Annotated in this window: 12 protein-coding genes; 7 read left to right on the forward strand and 5 right to left on the reverse strand. The window is 70.2% G+C overall.

Annotated features, from left to right (window positions below; all coding sequences use genetic code 11):
• Together gltB and AACG61_RS01495 are read left to right on the forward strand one after the other, a co-directional pair.
• Window positions 1-4,533 (forward strand): glutamate synthase large subunit, encoded by a 4,533-nt coding sequence (gene gltB, locus AACG61_RS01490; RefSeq protein WP_411839434.1) that lies wholly within the window; start codon window positions 1-3, stop codon window positions 4,531-4,533.
• A 49-nt stretch (window positions 4,534-4,582) separates the two neighbouring features.
• Window positions 4,583-5,074 carry a hypothetical protein gene (locus tag AACG61_RS01495; RefSeq protein ID WP_411838261.1) on the forward strand — a complete coding sequence of 164 codons (492 nt, stop codon included), beginning with the start codon at window positions 4,583-4,585 and terminating at the stop codon, window positions 5,072-5,074.
• Here the strand turns inward: AACG61_RS01495 and AACG61_RS01500 are convergent.
• Complete coding sequence (locus AACG61_RS01500; RefSeq protein ID WP_411838262.1) at window positions 5,065-5,400, reverse strand: MliC family protein; 336 nt, start codon at window positions 5,398-5,400, stop codon at window positions 5,065-5,067. The genes AACG61_RS01495 and AACG61_RS01500 overlap by 10 nt on opposite strands.
• Window positions 5,401-5,503: 103 nt before the next feature.
• On the opposite strand from AACG61_RS01500, the gene mtgA reads away from it, so the two are divergent.
• The 3 genes from mtgA (at window position 5,504) to queG (ending at window position 8,066) form a co-directional block, all read left to right on the forward strand.
• Window positions 5,504-6,223 carry a monofunctional biosynthetic peptidoglycan transglycosylase gene (mtgA, locus tag AACG61_RS01505; protein ID WP_411838263.1) on the forward strand — a complete coding sequence of 240 codons (720 nt, stop codon included), beginning with the start codon at window positions 5,504-5,506 and terminating at the stop codon, window positions 6,221-6,223.
• Window positions 6,224-6,292: 69 nt separating this feature from the next.
• Window positions 6,293-6,979 (forward strand): glutathione S-transferase family protein, encoded by a 687-nt coding sequence (locus AACG61_RS01510; RefSeq protein WP_411838264.1) that lies wholly within the window; start codon window positions 6,293-6,295, stop codon window positions 6,977-6,979.
• A 109-nt stretch (window positions 6,980-7,088) separates the two neighbouring features.
• Window positions 7,089-8,066 (forward strand): tRNA epoxyqueuosine(34) reductase QueG, encoded by a 978-nt coding sequence (gene queG / locus AACG61_RS01515; RefSeq protein WP_411839435.1) that lies wholly within the window; start codon window positions 7,089-7,091, stop codon window positions 8,064-8,066.
• Here queG and AACG61_RS01520 read toward each other — a convergent pair.
• Entirely contained in the window at window positions 8,063-11,341 is a 3,279-nt protein-coding gene (locus AACG61_RS01520) for a M10 family metallopeptidase C-terminal domain-containing protein (protein WP_411838265.1), read from the reverse strand. The two genes, queG and AACG61_RS01520, sit on opposite strands and share 4 nt — an antisense overlap.
• A gap of 245 nt (window positions 11,342-11,586) precedes the next feature.
• Window positions 11,587-12,333 (reverse strand): uroporphyrinogen-III C-methyltransferase, encoded by a 747-nt coding sequence (cobA, locus tag AACG61_RS01525; RefSeq protein ID WP_411838266.1) that lies wholly within the window; start codon window positions 12,331-12,333, stop codon window positions 11,587-11,589.
• A 157-nt stretch (window positions 12,334-12,490) separates the two neighbouring features.
• On the opposite strand from cobA, the gene AACG61_RS01530 reads away from it, so the two are divergent.
• Entirely contained in the window at window positions 12,491-13,864 is a 1,374-nt protein-coding gene (locus AACG61_RS01530; RefSeq protein WP_411838267.1) for a cryptochrome/photolyase family protein, read from the forward strand.
• Window positions 13,864-14,532, forward strand: coding sequence for an SDR family NAD(P)-dependent oxidoreductase (locus tag AACG61_RS01535; protein WP_411838268.1), 669 nt, complete (start codon window positions 13,864-13,866; stop codon window positions 14,530-14,532). Before AACG61_RS01530 ends, AACG61_RS01535 begins: the two co-directional genes overlap by 1 nt.
• On the opposite strand, the gene AACG61_RS01540 is transcribed toward AACG61_RS01535, so the two are convergent.
• Together AACG61_RS01540 and AACG61_RS01545 are read right to left on the reverse strand one after the other, a co-directional pair.
• The gene (locus AACG61_RS01540) at window positions 14,533-15,069 is read right to left on the reverse strand and encodes a glutathione peroxidase (RefSeq protein ID WP_411838269.1); all 537 of its coding nucleotides are present in this window, start codon (window positions 15,067-15,069) and stop codon (window positions 14,533-14,535) included.
• A gap of 27 nt (window positions 15,070-15,096) precedes the next feature.
• Window positions 15,097-15,807, reverse strand: coding sequence for a tryptophan-rich sensory protein (locus tag AACG61_RS01545; protein ID WP_411838270.1), 711 nt, complete (start codon window positions 15,805-15,807; stop codon window positions 15,097-15,099).
• Window positions 15,808-15,962: the final 155 nt, after the last annotated feature.

Below are 15,962 nucleotides of genomic sequence, written 5' to 3' on the forward strand. Positions count from 1 at the left end.
ATGGATTGGCAAGCACAGGAAGAAGCCCGCCGCGCGTGGATGGACAAGCACAGCCTGTACCGCGAGGAGGACGAGCATTCGTCCTGCGGCGTGGGCTTCGTCGTCGATCTGGACGGCAAGCCGTCCCGCAAGGTCGTGCAGAACGGCATCGACGCGCTGAAGGCGATCTGGCACCGCGGCGCGGTCGATGCGGACGGCAAGACCGGCGACGGCGCGGGCATCCACGTCCAGATCCCGGTGCCGTTCTTCTATGACCAGGTGCGCCGCACGGGCCACGAGCCCGATCAGGCCAAGCTGATCGCGGTGGGTCAGGTGTTCCTGCCCCGCACGAACTTTGCCGCCCAGGAGGCCTGCCGGACCATCGTGGAATCCGAGGTCCTGCGGATGGGTCACTATATCTATGGCTGGCGCCATGTGCCGGTGAACACCGCCGTGCTGGGCGAGAAGGCCAACGCCACCCGCCCCGAGATCGAGCAGATCCTGATCCGCTGCGAGAAGGACATCGACCAGGTCCGTTTCGAGCGCGAACTCTACATCATCCGCCGCCGGATCGAGAAGGCGGCCATCGCCGCCCAAGTGCGCGAGCTGTATTTCTGTTCGCTGTCCTGCCGGTCGATCATCTACAAGGGCATGATGCTGGCCGAGCAGGTGGCCGAGTTCTATCCCGACCTGAAGGACGAGCGGTTCGAGAGCGCCTTCGCGATCTATCACCAGCGGTATTCGACCAACACCTTCCCGCAATGGTGGCTGGCCCAGCCCTTCCGCATGCTGGCCCATAACGGCGAGATCAACACGCTGAAGGGCAACCTGAACTGGCTGAAGAGCCACGAGATCCGCATGGCGTCATCGGCCTTCGGCGACGCGGCCGAGGACATCAAGCCGATCGTGCCGGCCGGGTCGTCGGATTCGGCGGCGCTGGATGCGGTCTTCGAGGTCCTGGTGCGGTCGGGGCGGTCGGCGCCGATGACCAAGACGATGCTGGTTCCGGAAAGCTGGTCCAAGGCCACGACCGACATGCCCAAGGCCTGGGCGGACATGTACGCCTATTGCAACGCGGTGATGGAGCCGTGGGACGGCCCCGCGGCCCTTGCCATGACCGACGGGCGCTGGGTCTGCGGCGGTCTGGACCGCAACGGGCTGCGGCCGATGCGCTTTGTCGTGACGGGCGACAACCTGGTCATCGCGGGTTCCGAGGTCGGCATGGTGCCGGTCGACGAGATGAACGTCCGCGAGAAGGGCGCGCTGGGGCCGGGCCAGATGATCGCGGTCGATATGTGGGAGGGGAAACTCTATCACGACGCGCAGATCAAGGACCGGCTGGCCTCCAGCCAGCCCTTCGGCGAGTGGATCGAGAAGGTCACCGAGCTGAACGACATCATGCGCGACCTGCCCGAGACCGTGCGGTTCGAGGGTGACGCGCTGCGCCGCCGCCAGACCGCCGCGGGCTATACGCATGAGGATCTGGAGCATGTCCTGGCCCCCATGGCCGAGGATGCCAAGGAGGCCATCGCCTCGATGGGCGACGACACGCCGCCTGCGGTCCTGTCGAACCAGTATCGGCCTATGAGCCATTTCTTCCGCCAGAACTTCAGCCAGGTGACGAACCCGCCCATCGACTCCCTGCGCGAGACGCGGGTGATGAGCCTCAAGACGCGGTTCGGGAACCTCAAGAACGTGCTGGACGAAAGCAGCGCGCAGACCGAGATCGTGGTGCTGGAGAGCCCCTTCATCGCCAATGGCGAATTCGACGAGATGGTGAAGATGTTCGGCGACACCGTGACGGTGATCGACTGCACCTTCGCCGAAGGCGCGGGGCCGGACGCCTTGGGCGAGGGCCTGGCGCGCATCCGCGCCGAGGCCGAGGATGCCGTGCGCTCGGGCGCGGGCCATCTGGTCCTGTCGGATGACGCGCAGGGGCCGGGCCGGGTTGCGATGCCGATGATCCTGGCGACCAGCGCGGTGCATAGCTGGCTGACGCGCAAGGGCCTGCGGACCTTCTGTTCGGTCAATGTGCGGTCGGCCGAATGCATCGACCCGCATTACTTCGCGGTGCTGATCGGCTGCGGCGCGACCACGGTGAACCCCTATCTGGCGCAGGACAGCATCGCGGACCGCATCGGGCGCGGGTTGCTGACCGGCACGCTGATCGAGAACATGCGCCGCTATCGCGATGCGGTGGATGCGGGCCTGTTGAAGATCATGGCCAAGATGGGGATCTCGGTCCTCTCCTCCTATCGCGGCGGCCTGAACTTCGAGGCGGTGGGGCTGTCGCGCGCCATGGTCGCGGAATATTTCCCCGGCATGCAGTCGCGCATCAGCGGCATCGGTCTGCACGGGCTGCAGGCCAAGCTGGAGCGTCTGCACCAGCTGGCCTTCCGCACCGATAATGTCGAGCTGCTGCCCGTGGGCGGGTTCTACAAGCTGCGCCGGTCGGGCGAGAAGCACGCCTGGGAAGCCAACACCATGAAGCTGCTGCAGGTGGCCTGCGAAAAGGCGTCCTATGACATCTGGAAGCAGTTCAGCGCCACGATGCGGGCCAACCCGCCGATCCACATCCGCGATCTGCTGGACATCAAGCCCTTTGGCAAGCCGGTGCCGATCGAGGAGGTCGAATCGATCACCTCGATCCGCAAGCGCTTCGTGACGCCGGGCATGTCCCTGGGCGCTCTGTCGCCCGAGGCGCACATGACGCTGAACATCGCGATGAACCGGATCGGCGCGAAGTCCGACAGTGGCGAGGGCGGAGAGGACCCGGCGCACAGCCATCCGCTGCCCAATGGCGACAACCCCTGCGCCAAGATCAAGCAGGTGGCGTCCGGCCGCTTCGGCGTCACCGCCGAATACCTGAACGCCTGCGAGGAGCTGGAGATCAAGGTCGCCCAAGGAGCGAAACCCGGCGAGGGCGGCCAGCTGCCCGGCATGAAGGTCACCAAGCTGATCGCGCGTCTGCGTCATTCGACGCCGGGCGTGACGCTGATCAGCCCGCCGCCGCATCACGACATCTATTCGATCGAGGATCTGGCGCAGCTGATCTATGACCTGAAGCAGATCAACCCGCGCGCCAAGATCACCGTGAAACTGGTGGCCAGCAGCGGCGTCGGCACGATCGCGGCGGGCGTGGCCAAGGCCAAGGCCGACGTGATCCTGATCTCGGGGCACAATGGCGGCACGGGCGCCTCGCCCGCCACGTCCATCAAGTTCGCGGGTCTTCCGTGGGAGATGGGCCTGACCGAGGCGCATCAGGTCCTGGCCATGAACCGCCTGCGCGAGCGGGTGACTCTGCGCACCGATGGCGGTCTGCGCACGGGCCGCGACATCGTCATGGCGGCGATGATGGGCGCCGAGGAATACGGCATCGGCACCGCCGCCCTGATCGCGATGGGCTGCATCATGGTCCGCCAGTGTCAGTCGAACACCTGCCCGGTGGGCGTCTGCACCCAGGACGAGAAGCTGCGCGCCATGTTCACCGGTTCGGCGGACAAGGTGGTGAACCTGATCACCTTCTATGCCCAGGAGGTGCGCGAGATCCTGGCCTCCATCGGCGCGCGGTCGATCGACGAGATCATCGGGCGGGCGGACCTCTTGACCCAGGTCAGCCGGGGTGCGGCGAACCTGGACGATCTGGACCTGAACCCGCTGCTGATCACCGTCGATGGCGCGGAGAAGATCGTCTATGACCGCTCCAAGCCGCGCAACGCGGTGCTGGACACGCTGGATGCCGAGATCGTCAAGGACGCCGCCCGCTTCTTCGAGGATGGCGAGAAGATGCAGCTGTCCTATGCGGTGCGGAACACCCACCGCACCATCGGCACGCGCACCTCGTCGCTGATCGTGCAGAAGTTCGGGATGCGCAATTCGCTGCAGCCCGACCACCTGACGATCCGCCTGACCGGCAGCGCCGGGCAGTCTCTGGGCGCCTTCGCCGCGCCGGGGCTGAAGATCGAGGTGTCGGGTGATGCCAACGACTATGTCGGCAAGGGTCTGTCGGGCGGCACCATCGTGGTGCGTCCCGCCATGTCCAGCCCGCTGGTCGCGCATGACAACACGATCATCGGCAACACGGTCCTCTATGGTGCCACGAACGGGTTCCTGTTCGCGGCGGGCCGGGCGGGCGAGCGTTTCGCGGTCCGGAACAGCGGTGCGAGCGTCGTGATCGAGGGCTGCGGGTCGAACGGCTGCGAATACATGACCGGTGGCGTGGCCGTGATCCTGGGTCGCATCGGCGCGAACTTCGGCGCGGGCATGACCGGGGGGATGGCTTACCTGTATGACCCCGAGGGGCTGGCGCGCGACTACATCAACGCCGAGACGCTGGTGACGTGCCCGGTGACGCAGGACCATTGGGAGGGCCAGCTGAAGGGCCTGATCGAGCGGCACCTGAAGGAGACCGGATCGCGCCGCGCCGAGGAGATCCTCTCGGCCTGGGAGCGGGAGAAGGGCAACTTCCTGCAGGTCTGCCCCAAGGAGATGCTGCAGCACCTGTCCCACCCCATCGCCGCCGTCGAGGAGCCGAGCGCGGTTCCCGCCGAATGACACCGGATGCGGCCCCCTTGCGGGGCCGCGTCGCATTTCGGGGGCGCGCATGGCGGACCTGCTGATCCTGACCTTTCACGACCCGGCCATGGCGACGCGGGCGCAGATGCTGGCCCTGACGTTGCAGCGGCGCGGCGTGATCGGAGAGGGCCGCGTGGTTCAGATGCAGAAGACCGGCGGGCGGGTGCGGATGTTCACCGAACCGCCGGCCCTGTCGATGCGATGGGGCGGCGTGGTCGATGTCTGGCTGGCGCTGTCGCGCGTGGCGGGGCAGTTCGCCTGGCGCTGGATGGGCACGCGGGCGCCGCTGGCGGAGGTGGACGATTACCTGCGCGAGCGGCAGGACGATGGCTGGATGCACCAGATCGGGGCGGATCTGCACGACAACCATGCCGCGCTGATCCTGTCGGTCGCGCATCTGCATGCGCGCCCTCTGGCCGCGGCCTTTGCCGAGGCCGGACTGCGCGGCCAGATCCGCCAGAGCGCGCTGTCGGCCGAGGACGAGGCACGGCTGCGCGTCGCGCTGATGGGTCAGTCCTGAACGGTGCAGGTCACCGGATCGCCCTCGGCCATGCTGTCCGACAGGGTGGCCTCGTCGCCCTTGACCCACCATTCGCGCGCCCCGGCCGCATAGCGCGCACCGGAGGCTGAAACGACGCCCGCGAAGATCGTCGGTCCGTCGGGCATGTCCAGAAGGGCCAGCGAATCGCGGGCGCCGTTCAGGTAGGTGACCGGGATGGTGCGCCCGTCGTCGCAGGTCATCGTGACCGAAGTCGCCTGCAGGTCGGGGCCAAGCGGCCAGGACAGCATCGGCTGCGCCATGGCGGGCGTGGCGGCCAGAAGGATCAGGGCGAGGGCAGGGCGCATGGCGGGGCTCCGGGCATGAGGGGTGCCCCCATGGTGGCGCGCCGCGCCGCCGGGGGCAAGCGGGGCGCTTGACCCGCGCGGCCCGCCCGTGAGACACGCGCCCATGTTCACCCGCCGTTCGCCCCGTCCCGTCCCTGATGACCTGCCCGTCCCCGCGGCGCGGCGGCGGCTGTCGGCCAGGGTGCTGTTCTGGCTGCGTTTCGCGGCGCTGCGGGCGGTGCTGGTCATGCTGGGATCGGTCGCGATCTATGGGGTGGTGAACCCGCCCTATACCTGGACCATGGCCGGGGCGGCGCGCCAGCAGCCGCTGGTGTCGCGGGGCTGGGTGCCGCTGGCCGAGATCGCGCCCGCGATGCGGCTGGCCGTGGTCGCGGCGGAGGATGCGAATTTCTGCAGCCACTGGGGATTCGACATGGTCGAGATCCGCAAGGTCGTTGCGCAGGGATCGTCGCGCGGGGCATCCACCATCACCCAGCAGACGGCCAAGAACGCCTTTTTGTGGCAGACGCGCAGCTGGCCGCGCAAGGCCGCCGAGACGCTGCTGACGCCGCAGGTCGAGGCGATGTGGTCCAAGGGCCGCATCCTGGAGGTCTATCTGAACCTGGCCGAGTTCGGGCCGGGCATCTTCGGCATCGAGGCCGCCGCGCGCGCGCATTTCGCCACGACCCCCGACCGGCTGACCGAGGTGCAGGCCGCGCGCCTGGCGGCCGTCCTGCCCAGCCCGCGCACCCGCAGCCCGCAGGTGGCCAGCGCCCGGTCGCGGTCGATCCTGGACGGGGCGCGCACCATCGCGCGCGACGGGCGGGCGGCCTGCTTCCTCTAGCGCTGCGGTTGAACACGGGCGGGGCGCGGCGTATCAAGGCGCGTCGAGACAACGAAGAAGGGTCCGGGCATGAACACCTCTCCACAGACCACGCGCCTCTATCACAGCACGCTGTCGCCGTTCTGCCGCAAGGTCCGGCTGGTCCTGGCCGAGAAGCGGATCGAGGTCGAGCTGGTCGAGGAGCGGTACTGGGAGGGCCCGCCCGACCTGCTGCGCCGCAACCCGGCCGGCAAGCTGCCGGTGCTGCGCTTCCGCGGCAACATGCTGGCCGAGAGCCAGGCCATTGTCGAGTATCTGGACGAGGCGGTGCCGGCGCCTGCGCTGATGCCCCAGCAGCCGCTGGAGCGCCACGAGGTGCGCCGGATGTGCGCCTGGTTCGACGACAAGTTCCACGCCGAGGTCACGCGCCCCATCCTGAACGAGCGCGTCTGGAAGAAGATCACCCGCACCGGATATCCGGACAGCCGGGTGGTCAAGGACGGGCTGCGCGCGATCAAGGAGCATATCGACTATCTGTCGTCCCTGCTGGAGACGCGGCGATGGCTGGCGGGCAACACGTTGAGCCTGGCGGATTTCACGGCGGCGGCGCATTTCTCGTGCCTGGATTACATCTCGGACGTGGATTGGGACCGGTCCGAGGCGCTGCGCGACTGGTACGCGACGATCAAGTCGCGCCCGGCCTTCCGGTCGGTCCTGGCCGACCAGGTGCCGGGCATCCATCCCGCCCCGCATTATGCCGAGCTTGACTTCGGCTGACGGCGGGGGGGCCAGCCCCCCATCGCCTGACGGCGATTCCCCCCGGGATATTTGGGTGAAGAAGAAGGCCGAGACCGAGGCCGAGGCCCGCGCGGTGGGATTCGCCGCGATGGGCGTCGTGCGCCCGGACGGGGCGCCCGAGCTGCTCGGACGGCTGGCGGATTTCGTCGCGCAGGGGCGTCACGGCCAGATGGGCTGGATGGCCGAGCGGATGGGCTGGCGCGGCGATCCCTCCGCGCTGTGGCCCGAGGCGCGGTCGGTGATCATGCTGGCGGAGCTGTACACGCCCGAGGGCGATCCGCTGGCCGTGCTGGAGCGGCGCGACCGGGCCGCGGTCAGCGTCTATGCGCAGGGGCGCGACTATCACGACCTGGTCAAGAAGCGGCTGAAGCGGCTGGGGCGCTGGCTGCTGGAGACGGCGCCCGAGCCGGGGCATCAGATCAAGGTCTTTGTCGATACCGCGCCGGTGATGGAGAAGCCCCTGGCCCAGGCCGCGGGGCTGGGCTGGCAGGGCAAGCACACGAACCTTCTGTCGCGCGATCTGGGCAGCTGGTTCTTTCTGGGCGCGATCTTCACCACGATGCCGCTGCCGCCGGATGCGCCGCAGGTCAGTCATTGCGGGTCCTGCCGGGCCTGTCTGGACATCTGCCCCACCCAGGCCTTTCCCGCGCCCTATCAGCTGGATGCGCGGCGCTGCATCTCGTACCTGACGATCGAGCACAAGGGGCCGGTGGACCCGGAGCTGCGCGCGCTGATGGGCAACCGGATCTATGGCTGCGACGATTGCCTGGCGGCCTGTCCGTGGAACAAGTTCGCGCAGGCCGGATCGGAGATGCGCTATCGCGGGATCATCGACGCGCCGCCTTTGGCGGAGCTGGCGGGGCTGGACGATGCGGGGTTCCGGGCGCGGTTCTCGGGCTCGCCGATCAAGCGGATCGGGCGGGACCGCTTCGTGCGCAACGTGCTCTATGCCATCGGCAATTCCGGGGATGCGGCGCTGATCCCGGTGGCGCGGGGCCTGACGGGCGACACCGATCCGTCCGTGGCCGAGGCCGCGGCCTGGGCCGTGGCGCGGCTGGCAGGCTAGAGCAGGAAGTCGTCGCCGTCCAGCGACAGGCGCCCGTCCAGCCGGATCAGCATGTCGGCGCGCGAATCGCCGTTCAGGTCGATCAGGACATGCGTCTGCTGACCCGCATGGTCCCACCTTACCGAGCGGCCCCCGGAAAAGCGCGCCTCTCCGATGAAGTTCAGATCGAAGGCCGACAGGTCCAGCCGGTCCTGGCCGGGGCGGAAATCGGTGATGCGGTCGGCCTGCGCCATCGTGCTGTCCAGGCGCGAGACGAAGCGGAACGTGTCCCGCCCCGCGCCGCCCGTCAGCAGATCGGCCCCCGCCCCGCCCGCCAGCGTGTCGCGCCCCGCCCCGCCGATCAGCCGGTCGTTGCCGACCCCGCCCAGCAGGCGGTCGTTGCCGGTCCCCCCGTCCAGATAGTCGTGCCCCGGACCGCCATCCAGCACGTCGTTCCCCGGCCCGCCGAACAGCCGGTCATTCCCCATGCCGCCCAGCAGCCGGTCGAACCCCAGGCCCCCCAGCAGCGTGTCGTTGCCGTCGCCGCCGTTCAGGAAATCCGCATCCCATCCCCCGTCCAGCCGGTCGTTGCCCGCGCCGCCATAGAGGCTGTCGCGCCCCGGCCCGCCCAGCAGGCGGTCGTTGCCGGCCTCTCCGTACAGGCGGTCGTTGCCCGGGCCGCCGTCCAGCGTGTCATGGCCGCCGCCGCCGCGCAGCTGGTCGTTGCCCAGGCCGCCGAACAGCCGGTCGCGCCCGCTGCCCGCGATCAGGTTGTCGTTGCCCGCCCCGCCATCCAGCAGGTTCGCGCCGGAATAGTCGATCAGCCGGTCGTTGCCGTCCTCTCCGTACAGGCGGTCGTTGCCGGGGCCGCCGATCAGGATGTCGTTGCCCGCCCCGCCGAAGATCAGGTCGTTGCCCGCATCCCCCTGCAGCCGGTCGTTGCCGCCGTCGCCATAGAGCGTGTCATGCCCGGTCCCGCCGAACAGGCTGTCCGCATCCTCGCCGCCGATCAGCATGTCGTTGCCGGCGTGACCGACCAGGCGGTCGCGCCCCGCACCCCCGTGCAGGATGTCGTTGCCCAGCCCGCCCTGAAGGGTGTCGTCGCCATCCTCTCCGAACAGGCGGTCGTCCTGCTGGCCGCCGATCAGCATGTCGTTGCCCGCCCCTCCGCGCAGCAGGTTGCGCCCGTCCTCGCCGCGCAGCAGGTCGTTGCCCGCGCCCCCGTCCAGCGTGTCGTCGCCCGTCCCGCCGTACAGCGTGTCGTCGCCATCACCCCCCTCCAGGCTGTCGTTGCCGCCGCCGCCGACCAGCAGGTCGCGCCCGGCGCCGCCCTGCAGATGGTCGTGGCCCTCGCCGCCGTCCAGGATGTCGTTGCCCGCCCCCGCGATCAGCGTGTCGTTGCCCATGCCGCCCAGCAGGCGGTTGTTGCCGAACAGATCCTCCAGCCAGTCATCGCCGTCCTCGCCCGACAGGGTGTCGTTGCCCAGGCCCCCGTCCAGGCGGTCGTTGCCCGTCCCGCCATAGAGAAGATCGTTGCCCAGGCCCCCCAGCAGCGTGTCCTGGCCGTCCCCGCCATAGAGCAGGTCGTCATCCGCCCCCCCGTCCAGCAGATCGTTGCCCGCATCCCCGAACAGCGTGTCGCGGCCCGGACCGCCGAACAGCCGGTCGTTGCCGTCGCCGCCGCGCAGCACGTCATTGCCCCCCTCGCCCTGCAGCGTGTCGTGGCCGCCCCCGCCCGAGACCGTGTCATGGCCCGCCCCTGCCATGATCATCTCCGGACGCGCGGTGCCCATCAGCCGGTCGCCGCCCGCCGTGCCGAACAGCCATGCAGGCTCGGTCGAGGGGGGCGGGGCGGGGGGGACCACGACGGGGTCGATCTCGACCGGCAGGTAATGGGCGATGGGGAACATGGCGTTTGTGAAATGGCCGATGGTCAGGCCGCGCCCGTCGCGGGTGGTGATGTCCAGCACCGTCTGGTCGTAGACGATCAGCATCCCCGACGCGGTGGGGATGAAGCGCAGCTGCCAGATGCTGCGGATGCCGCCCAGCAGGGACAGGTCCAGCCGGTCCTCGGCCGGGTCGTAGTCCAGGATGCTGATGCGTCCCGCGACCCGCGACGGCACGAAGACATCGGCCCCCGCCCCGCCCACCAGCGTCACCGGCCGCGCCCCCGCCACCAGGATGTCGTTGCCCGCGCCGCCCTCGATCCGGGTGGTGGCCGCGCCCGCGACCAGCAGGTCCGCCCCCGCGCCGCCGCGCGCGACCGCAAGGCCCGACACGCCCGTGGCCCCGATGGGGCCGGGTTCGAAGACCAGCTGCGTGATCCCGGTCTCGGTCGAGGAGGAGACGAACAGCACGATCCGTCCGCCCACGACGCGGGCCTCGATGTCGCTGACATCGGCCAGGGTCATGGCGTCGGTATCCTCGATCGTGGCCAGATGCAGCAGCCGCCCGTCGGGCAGCAGCGTGAAGACCGTGATCCCGTCATCGGCCCCGCCCGCGAAGACGAAGGCGCGGCCGTTCATCACCACCGTCTCCAGCGCGGTGGCCGACTGGAACCGGGTGCCGCCCTCGTCGATGACGTGATCGACGGTGGTCAGCCGCCCCGTGGCCGACAGTCGGAACACCGTGAGCGAACTGGACCCGGCCGAGGCCAGGATCACGAAGCTCTGCCCTCCGACCTGCACCGCGGCGATGTCGGAGGGCAGGTCATAGCCGGTCTGGCGGCCCGCCTGGTGCACCATCCCCGGCCCCAGGCCGCCGGTCTCGGACATCAGGTGGGTCGAGAGGAAGTTGCCGTTGCCCGATATGGCGACCAGGACCTGCTGGCCGTCCACGCGCAGCGCCAGCACCTTGTCCAGCGTGGCGTCGGTCGTGCCCGCCGGAACCGGCAGGGCGATGCGGCCCGCGGCGACCAGCGCGCCCTCGGCCACGATGCGGTGGGTGGTCAGGACCAGCCCGTCGCCGCTGGTCGCGACGATCACCTGCGCCTGGCCCGTGCTCACCTGGGTCATCGCCGCGACGTCGTTGCCCAGGCTGGTGCCGAACAGGCGCCCGAAGCCCGCCAGCGCGCCATTGTCGCCGCGCAGGCCGCTGGCCAGGTTGCCCGCCCCCGACAGGCCGGTCGCGTGGATCAGGTCCTGGCCGCCGATGCTGACATGGGTCAGGCGGGGCGGGGCCTGATAGGTCATGCCCTCGGTCCAGGCGCGGGTGCGCAGGGCGGTGATGGGGGTCAGGGCCGCGCCCATCGCATAGCTGCTGATGCCGCCGCCCAGGTTGTTCGCCGCGACCAGCAACCGGGCCCGCCGCCGTCTCGACGATGTCGAGATCGGTGACGCGCGACAGCCAGCGTTGTTGCGTGACACCGAAGGTGGTCACGTGGCGATACACGATCATGGCGATTCTGCGGGGTTCGGCGCCCAGGGGGGCGGCTGACTCGGGCTGGTCTTAAGATGGTCTTAACCGGCGTCCCGTGCCAGTTCTGCTTGCCGGGCATTTTAGGCAAAGGCCGCCCGATCCGCGGGGAACCCCGGCGGCGCGCTCAGCCCTCGGGCAGGGCCAGCGGACCATAGAGGATCAGGCCCGGATGGGGCGCGGGACCCTCCTGCTCCAGCAGCGCGGCGATCGAGGCGACGGTGCCCGGCCGCAGGCGCTGATGGGGGTGACCCACGGCCTCGGCCAGCAGGGCCGGGGTCTGGGCGGGCAGCCCGTGCGCGATCAGGTCGCGGGCCAGGCGCGGAAAGCTGCGCTGGCCCATGAAGACCACGGTCGTGGTCATCGGATCGGCCAGCGCCGCCCAGTTGATGTCCTGCGGCAGGTCGCCGGTGATGTCGGCGCCGGTCACGAACTGCAGGCGCCGTGCGGTCAGCCGCCGCGTCAGGGGCATGCCGATGGCCGCCGCCGCCGCGCTGGCCGATGTGACGCCGGGCACGATCTCCCAGGGGATGCCGGCGGCGGTCAGGGCGGTCAGCTCCTCCTCCAGGCGGCCGAAGATGCCGCTGTCGCCGGATTTCAGCCGCACCACCCGCCGCCCGGCGCGGGCGTGATCGACGATCAGCGCGTTCACCGCATCCTGTTTCGCCGACGGCCGGCCCGCGCGCTTGCCCACGGCGATCAGCTCGGCCCCCGGCCCCGCATGATCCAGCACCGGCCCCGAGGCCAGGTCGTCGAACAGCACCACGTCGGCCGCCGCCAGACGCCGTGCGGCCTTCAGCGTCAGCAGCTCCGGATCGCCCGGCCCGGCCGAGACCAGAGAGACGAAGCCGGGGGGAAAGTCGAAGTCGGACACGGGGTTGGGCCTGAACAGGGATCGGGCCCAGCTATAGCACCCGCAGCCGGTGTGACAATGCCGCGCGTTTTCTTTGCCCGGCCGCGTTGCGATGAAACCATTTCGGCCCCCGCGCGTGATCCCCGCACGGGATCATCGGACGGACAGGGAGAATGCGATGACGGTCATCTGCTGGTTCAGGCGGGTTCTGCGGCTGGACGACCATCAGGCACTGGTCGCGGCGGCCCGCGCGGGCGCGGTGATCCCGCTGGTCATCCTGGATCCGGCCGAGGCCCGCGACCACCCGGCCAGCGCGCAGCGTCAGGCCATGGCCCTGCCCGCGCTGGAGGCCGCGCTGCGGCGCCATCGCAGCCGCCTGATCGTGCGGCGCGGCGACCCGGCCGCCGTGCTGGAGGCGCTGGCGCGCGAGACCGGCGCGACCGAGATCCACGCGACCGAGGGCTTTCCCTTCGCGTCCGATCACGGGCTGAAGGCCGCGGCCGAGCGGCGCGGCGCGGCGCTGCACCTGCACCCCACGGCCGATCTGGTGCCGCGCGGGTCGGTCCGGACCGGGTCGGGGGGCGTCTACAAGGTCTTCACCCCCTTCTGGAAGGCGCTGCGCCAGACCGCGATCGCGGACCCGCTGCCCGTGCCGTCGCTGCGCCTGCCCGAGGCCTGGCCCGACAGCGACGGCACCGACTGGCCCGAGGCGCGCGCCGCGATGGACCGGGGCTGGGACGTGATGGCCGGGCATGTCGATGCCGGAGAGGATGCCGCCCATGACCGGCTGGAGGCGTTCCTGTCGGGCGACATCGCGGGCTACAAGCCGGATCGCGACCTGCCGTGGAAGCCGCGCGCCACGTCGGGCCTGTCGGATGCGCTGGCCGTCGGAGAGATCAGCGCCCGCCGCATCTGGGCGCGATGCCGGGGCGATTTCGAGCAAGGCATTCCCGGCATCGAGCCCTTCCTGTCGGAGCTGTGCTGGCGCGAATTCGCGCGCGAGCTGATGGCCGAGGCGCCCGACCTGGGCCGGTCGCCCTGGCGCAAGGAATGGAGCGACTTTCCCTGGCGCCGGGACAATGACGATGCCGAGGCCTGGCGGCGCGGCCGCACCGGGGTGCCCATCGTCGATGCGGGCATGCGCGAGCTGTATGCCACGGGCCGGATGCACAACCGGGTGCGGATGATCGCCGGCAGCTATCTGACCAAGCATCTGCTGACCGACTGGCGGGTGGGGCTGGACTGGTTTGCGCGCTGCCTGACGGATTGGGACGCGGCCTCGAACGCGATGAACTGGCAATGGGTGGCGGGTTGCGGGCCGGACGCCTCGCCCTTCTTCCGCATCTTCAACCCCGAGACCCAGGCCGAGAAATTCGACGCGAAATCCCGCTATCGCGACCACTGGATGCGCCCCGACGCCACTGGGGCGCGAGAATTCGGCGCGGCCATCCCGCGATCCTGGGACATCGATCTGACGAAACGCGCCCTGCCGCGGATCTCGCTGCCCGAGGGCCGGGCCCGCGCGCTCAGCGCCTATGAGGAAATGAAGTGATGGCGGATGCACTGATCCTGGGGGCGTCGGGCGGCATCGGCGCGGCGCTGGCCGCCCGGCTGGAGGGGCAGGGCTGGGCCGTCACCGGCCTGTCGCGGTCGCGCGACGGGCTGGACCTGACGCGGGCCGACACGGTCGCGGACCATGCCGCGCGGCTGGAGGGGCGCAGCTTCGATCTGATCCTGAACACCACGGGCGCGCTGGTCGTCGACGGGCATCAGCCGGAAAAGACCATGGACGCCGTCGATGCCGAAGCCATGGCGGCGCAGTTCGCTTTGAACGCCACCGGCGTCGCGCTGGCGATCCGGCATTTCGGGCCGCTTCTGGCGCGGGACCGGCGGGCGGTGCTGGGGTCGCTGTCCGCGCGGGTGGGGTCGATCGGGGATAACGACCTGGGCGGGTGGGTCGCCTATCGCGCGGCCAAGGCGGCGCAGAACCAGATCATCCGCACCGCCGCCATCGAATACCGCCGCCGGAACCGCCAGTCGATCCTGGTCGCGTTGCATCCCGGCACGGTGGCCACGCCGCTGACCGCGAAATACGCGGCCCGCCACCCCACCATCACCCCCGAACGCAGCGCCGAGGCGCTGATGGCGGTCATCGACCGCCTGACGCCCGAGGATACCGGCAGTTTCTGGGACTGGAAGGGCGCGCGCGTCCCCTGGTGATCACGACAGGTAGGGCTGGGCCGCGCCGATGATCTGGCGCCCGCCCGGCTTGACGAAGGACCCCCAGGTGCCCAGCACGCGGCCCTGCGGGTCCAGCAGCACCTTGTTGAAGTTCCATTGCGGAACGAAGCCCGTCTGCGCGCGCAGCCACGCATAGAAGGGATGAACCTCGCCCTCTGCGACATGCAGGATGTCGGTCATGGGCAGGGTCATGCCGTATTGCAGCTCGCAATAGTCCTTGGCCTCGGCGCCGCTGGCCAGCTCCTGGTTGAAGTCGTCCGACGGCACGGCCAGCACCACCAGCCCGCGCGGGCCGTAGGTGTCGTGGACCGCCTGCATGTCGGCCAGCTGTCCCGCGAAACCGCAGAGCGAGGCCGTGTTGACCACCAGCACCGGCCGACCGCGCCAGTCCGCGGTGTCGTATTCGCCCCCGTCCACCGACGGAAAGGTGAAGCTGGGCGCGTCCTGCGCGCGGGCGCGCCCCAGGCCCAGGGCGGGCAGGGCGGTGGCGAGGGACAGGAACAGGCGGCGTTTCATGGTCGTCTCCCCTTTGCGGTGGCGATGTCAGGATGCCCGTGCGGCCGTCACGGCGCGGATGGCCAGCAGGGCCGCGGCCAGGGCCGCGATGGCGATGACGGGCCAGTTGCCCGCGCCCCAGTTCGCCGCGATGACCCCGGCCAGCGCCCAGATGACCGCCGCCGGATATGCCCATTCGCGCGGGCGCAGCGCCTGCACGCCCAGGGCCAGAAGGCCCACCGCGACCAGGCAGACGATCGCGGCGGCCTGCGCTGAGAGCCAGCCATGCCCGCCCAGCCAGATGCCTGCGGACGCCCCCGAGGCCGCCGTCAGCCAGCCCGCATAGAGCGCGACAGGCCGCCCCTCCAGCCAGCGGTCGCGGCGCCCGGCCCAGATCATCGCGGTGACGGCGGTGACCAGCATCGCCAGGATCATCAGCGTGGCCAGCCCCGGCAGGCGCTGCGCCACCGGCAGCCAGAAGGAGCCGATGGTCAGGCTGGCCAGCAGGGCGGTGCGCATCAGGCGCCATTCCTCGTCCTCGGCCCGGCGCCACAGGCCGAAGCCCGCGCCCGCGATCAGCCACAGATAGATCACCCCCCAGATGGAGAAGGCCCAGCCAGCGGGCTGCACCGGCGGGTCCTGCTGGGGAATGGGAAAGCGGTCGGGATCATAGCCCGCGAAGCCCGGAAAGATCAGCGGCGATGCCGCGAAGGCCAGCGCCGCGACAAGCACCAGGATGGCCAGGGTTCGGTTCGACATGCGGATGTCCTTCGCGTTGGGCGTCCCGCCCGCAAGGGTCACCGCCTGCGGGCGTTTGTCAACGCGTCCGGTGGCGCGGCGGTTGCCACCGGGCGCGGTTCGCGGCATGGATAGGCACCCCCTGTCCCGGGGGGGGGGGGGGGGGGGGGGGGGGG

This window comes from Paracoccus sp. ME4 (genome assembly GCF_046736325.1).
In the GTDB taxonomy this organism is placed as follows: domain Bacteria; phylum Pseudomonadota; class Alphaproteobacteria; order Rhodobacterales; family Rhodobacteraceae; genus Paracoccus.

Excerpts from the sequence above, each read along its gene's own strand:
- AACG61_RS01545 (WP_411838270.1), bottom strand. The coding sequence starts at position 15,807 with ATGTCGAACCGAACCCTGGCCATCCTGGTGCTTGTCGCGGCGCTGGCC.
- AACG61_RS01510 (WP_411838264.1), top strand. The coding sequence starts at position 6,293 with ATGAACACCTCTCCACAGACCACGCGCCTCTATCACAGCACGCTGTCG.
- AACG61_RS01495 (WP_411838261.1), top strand. The coding sequence starts at position 4,583 with ATGGCGGACCTGCTGATCCTGACCTTTCACGACCCGGCCATGGCGACG.
- AACG61_RS01540 (WP_411838269.1), bottom strand. The coding sequence starts at position 15,069 with ATGAAACGCCGCCTGTTCCTGTCCCTCGCCACCGCCCTGCCCGCCCTG.
- AACG61_RS01535 (WP_411838268.1), top strand. The coding sequence starts at position 13,864 with ATGGCGGATGCACTGATCCTGGGGGCGTCGGGCGGCATCGGCGCGGCG.
- AACG61_RS01500 (WP_411838262.1), bottom strand. The coding sequence starts at position 5,400 with ATGCGCCCTGCCCTCGCCCTGATCCTTCTGGCCGCCACGCCCGCCATG.
- mtgA (WP_411838263.1), top strand. The coding sequence starts at position 5,504 with ATGTTCACCCGCCGTTCGCCCCGTCCCGTCCCTGATGACCTGCCCGTC.
- gltB (WP_411839434.1), top strand. The coding sequence starts at position 1 with ATGGATTGGCAAGCACAGGAAGAAGCCCGCCGCGCGTGGATGGACAAG.
- queG (WP_411839435.1), top strand. The coding sequence starts at position 7,089 with ATGGGCGTCGTGCGCCCGGACGGGGCGCCCGAGCTGCTCGGACGGCTG.
- AACG61_RS01530 (WP_411838267.1), top strand. The coding sequence starts at position 12,491 with ATGACGGTCATCTGCTGGTTCAGGCGGGTTCTGCGGCTGGACGACCAT.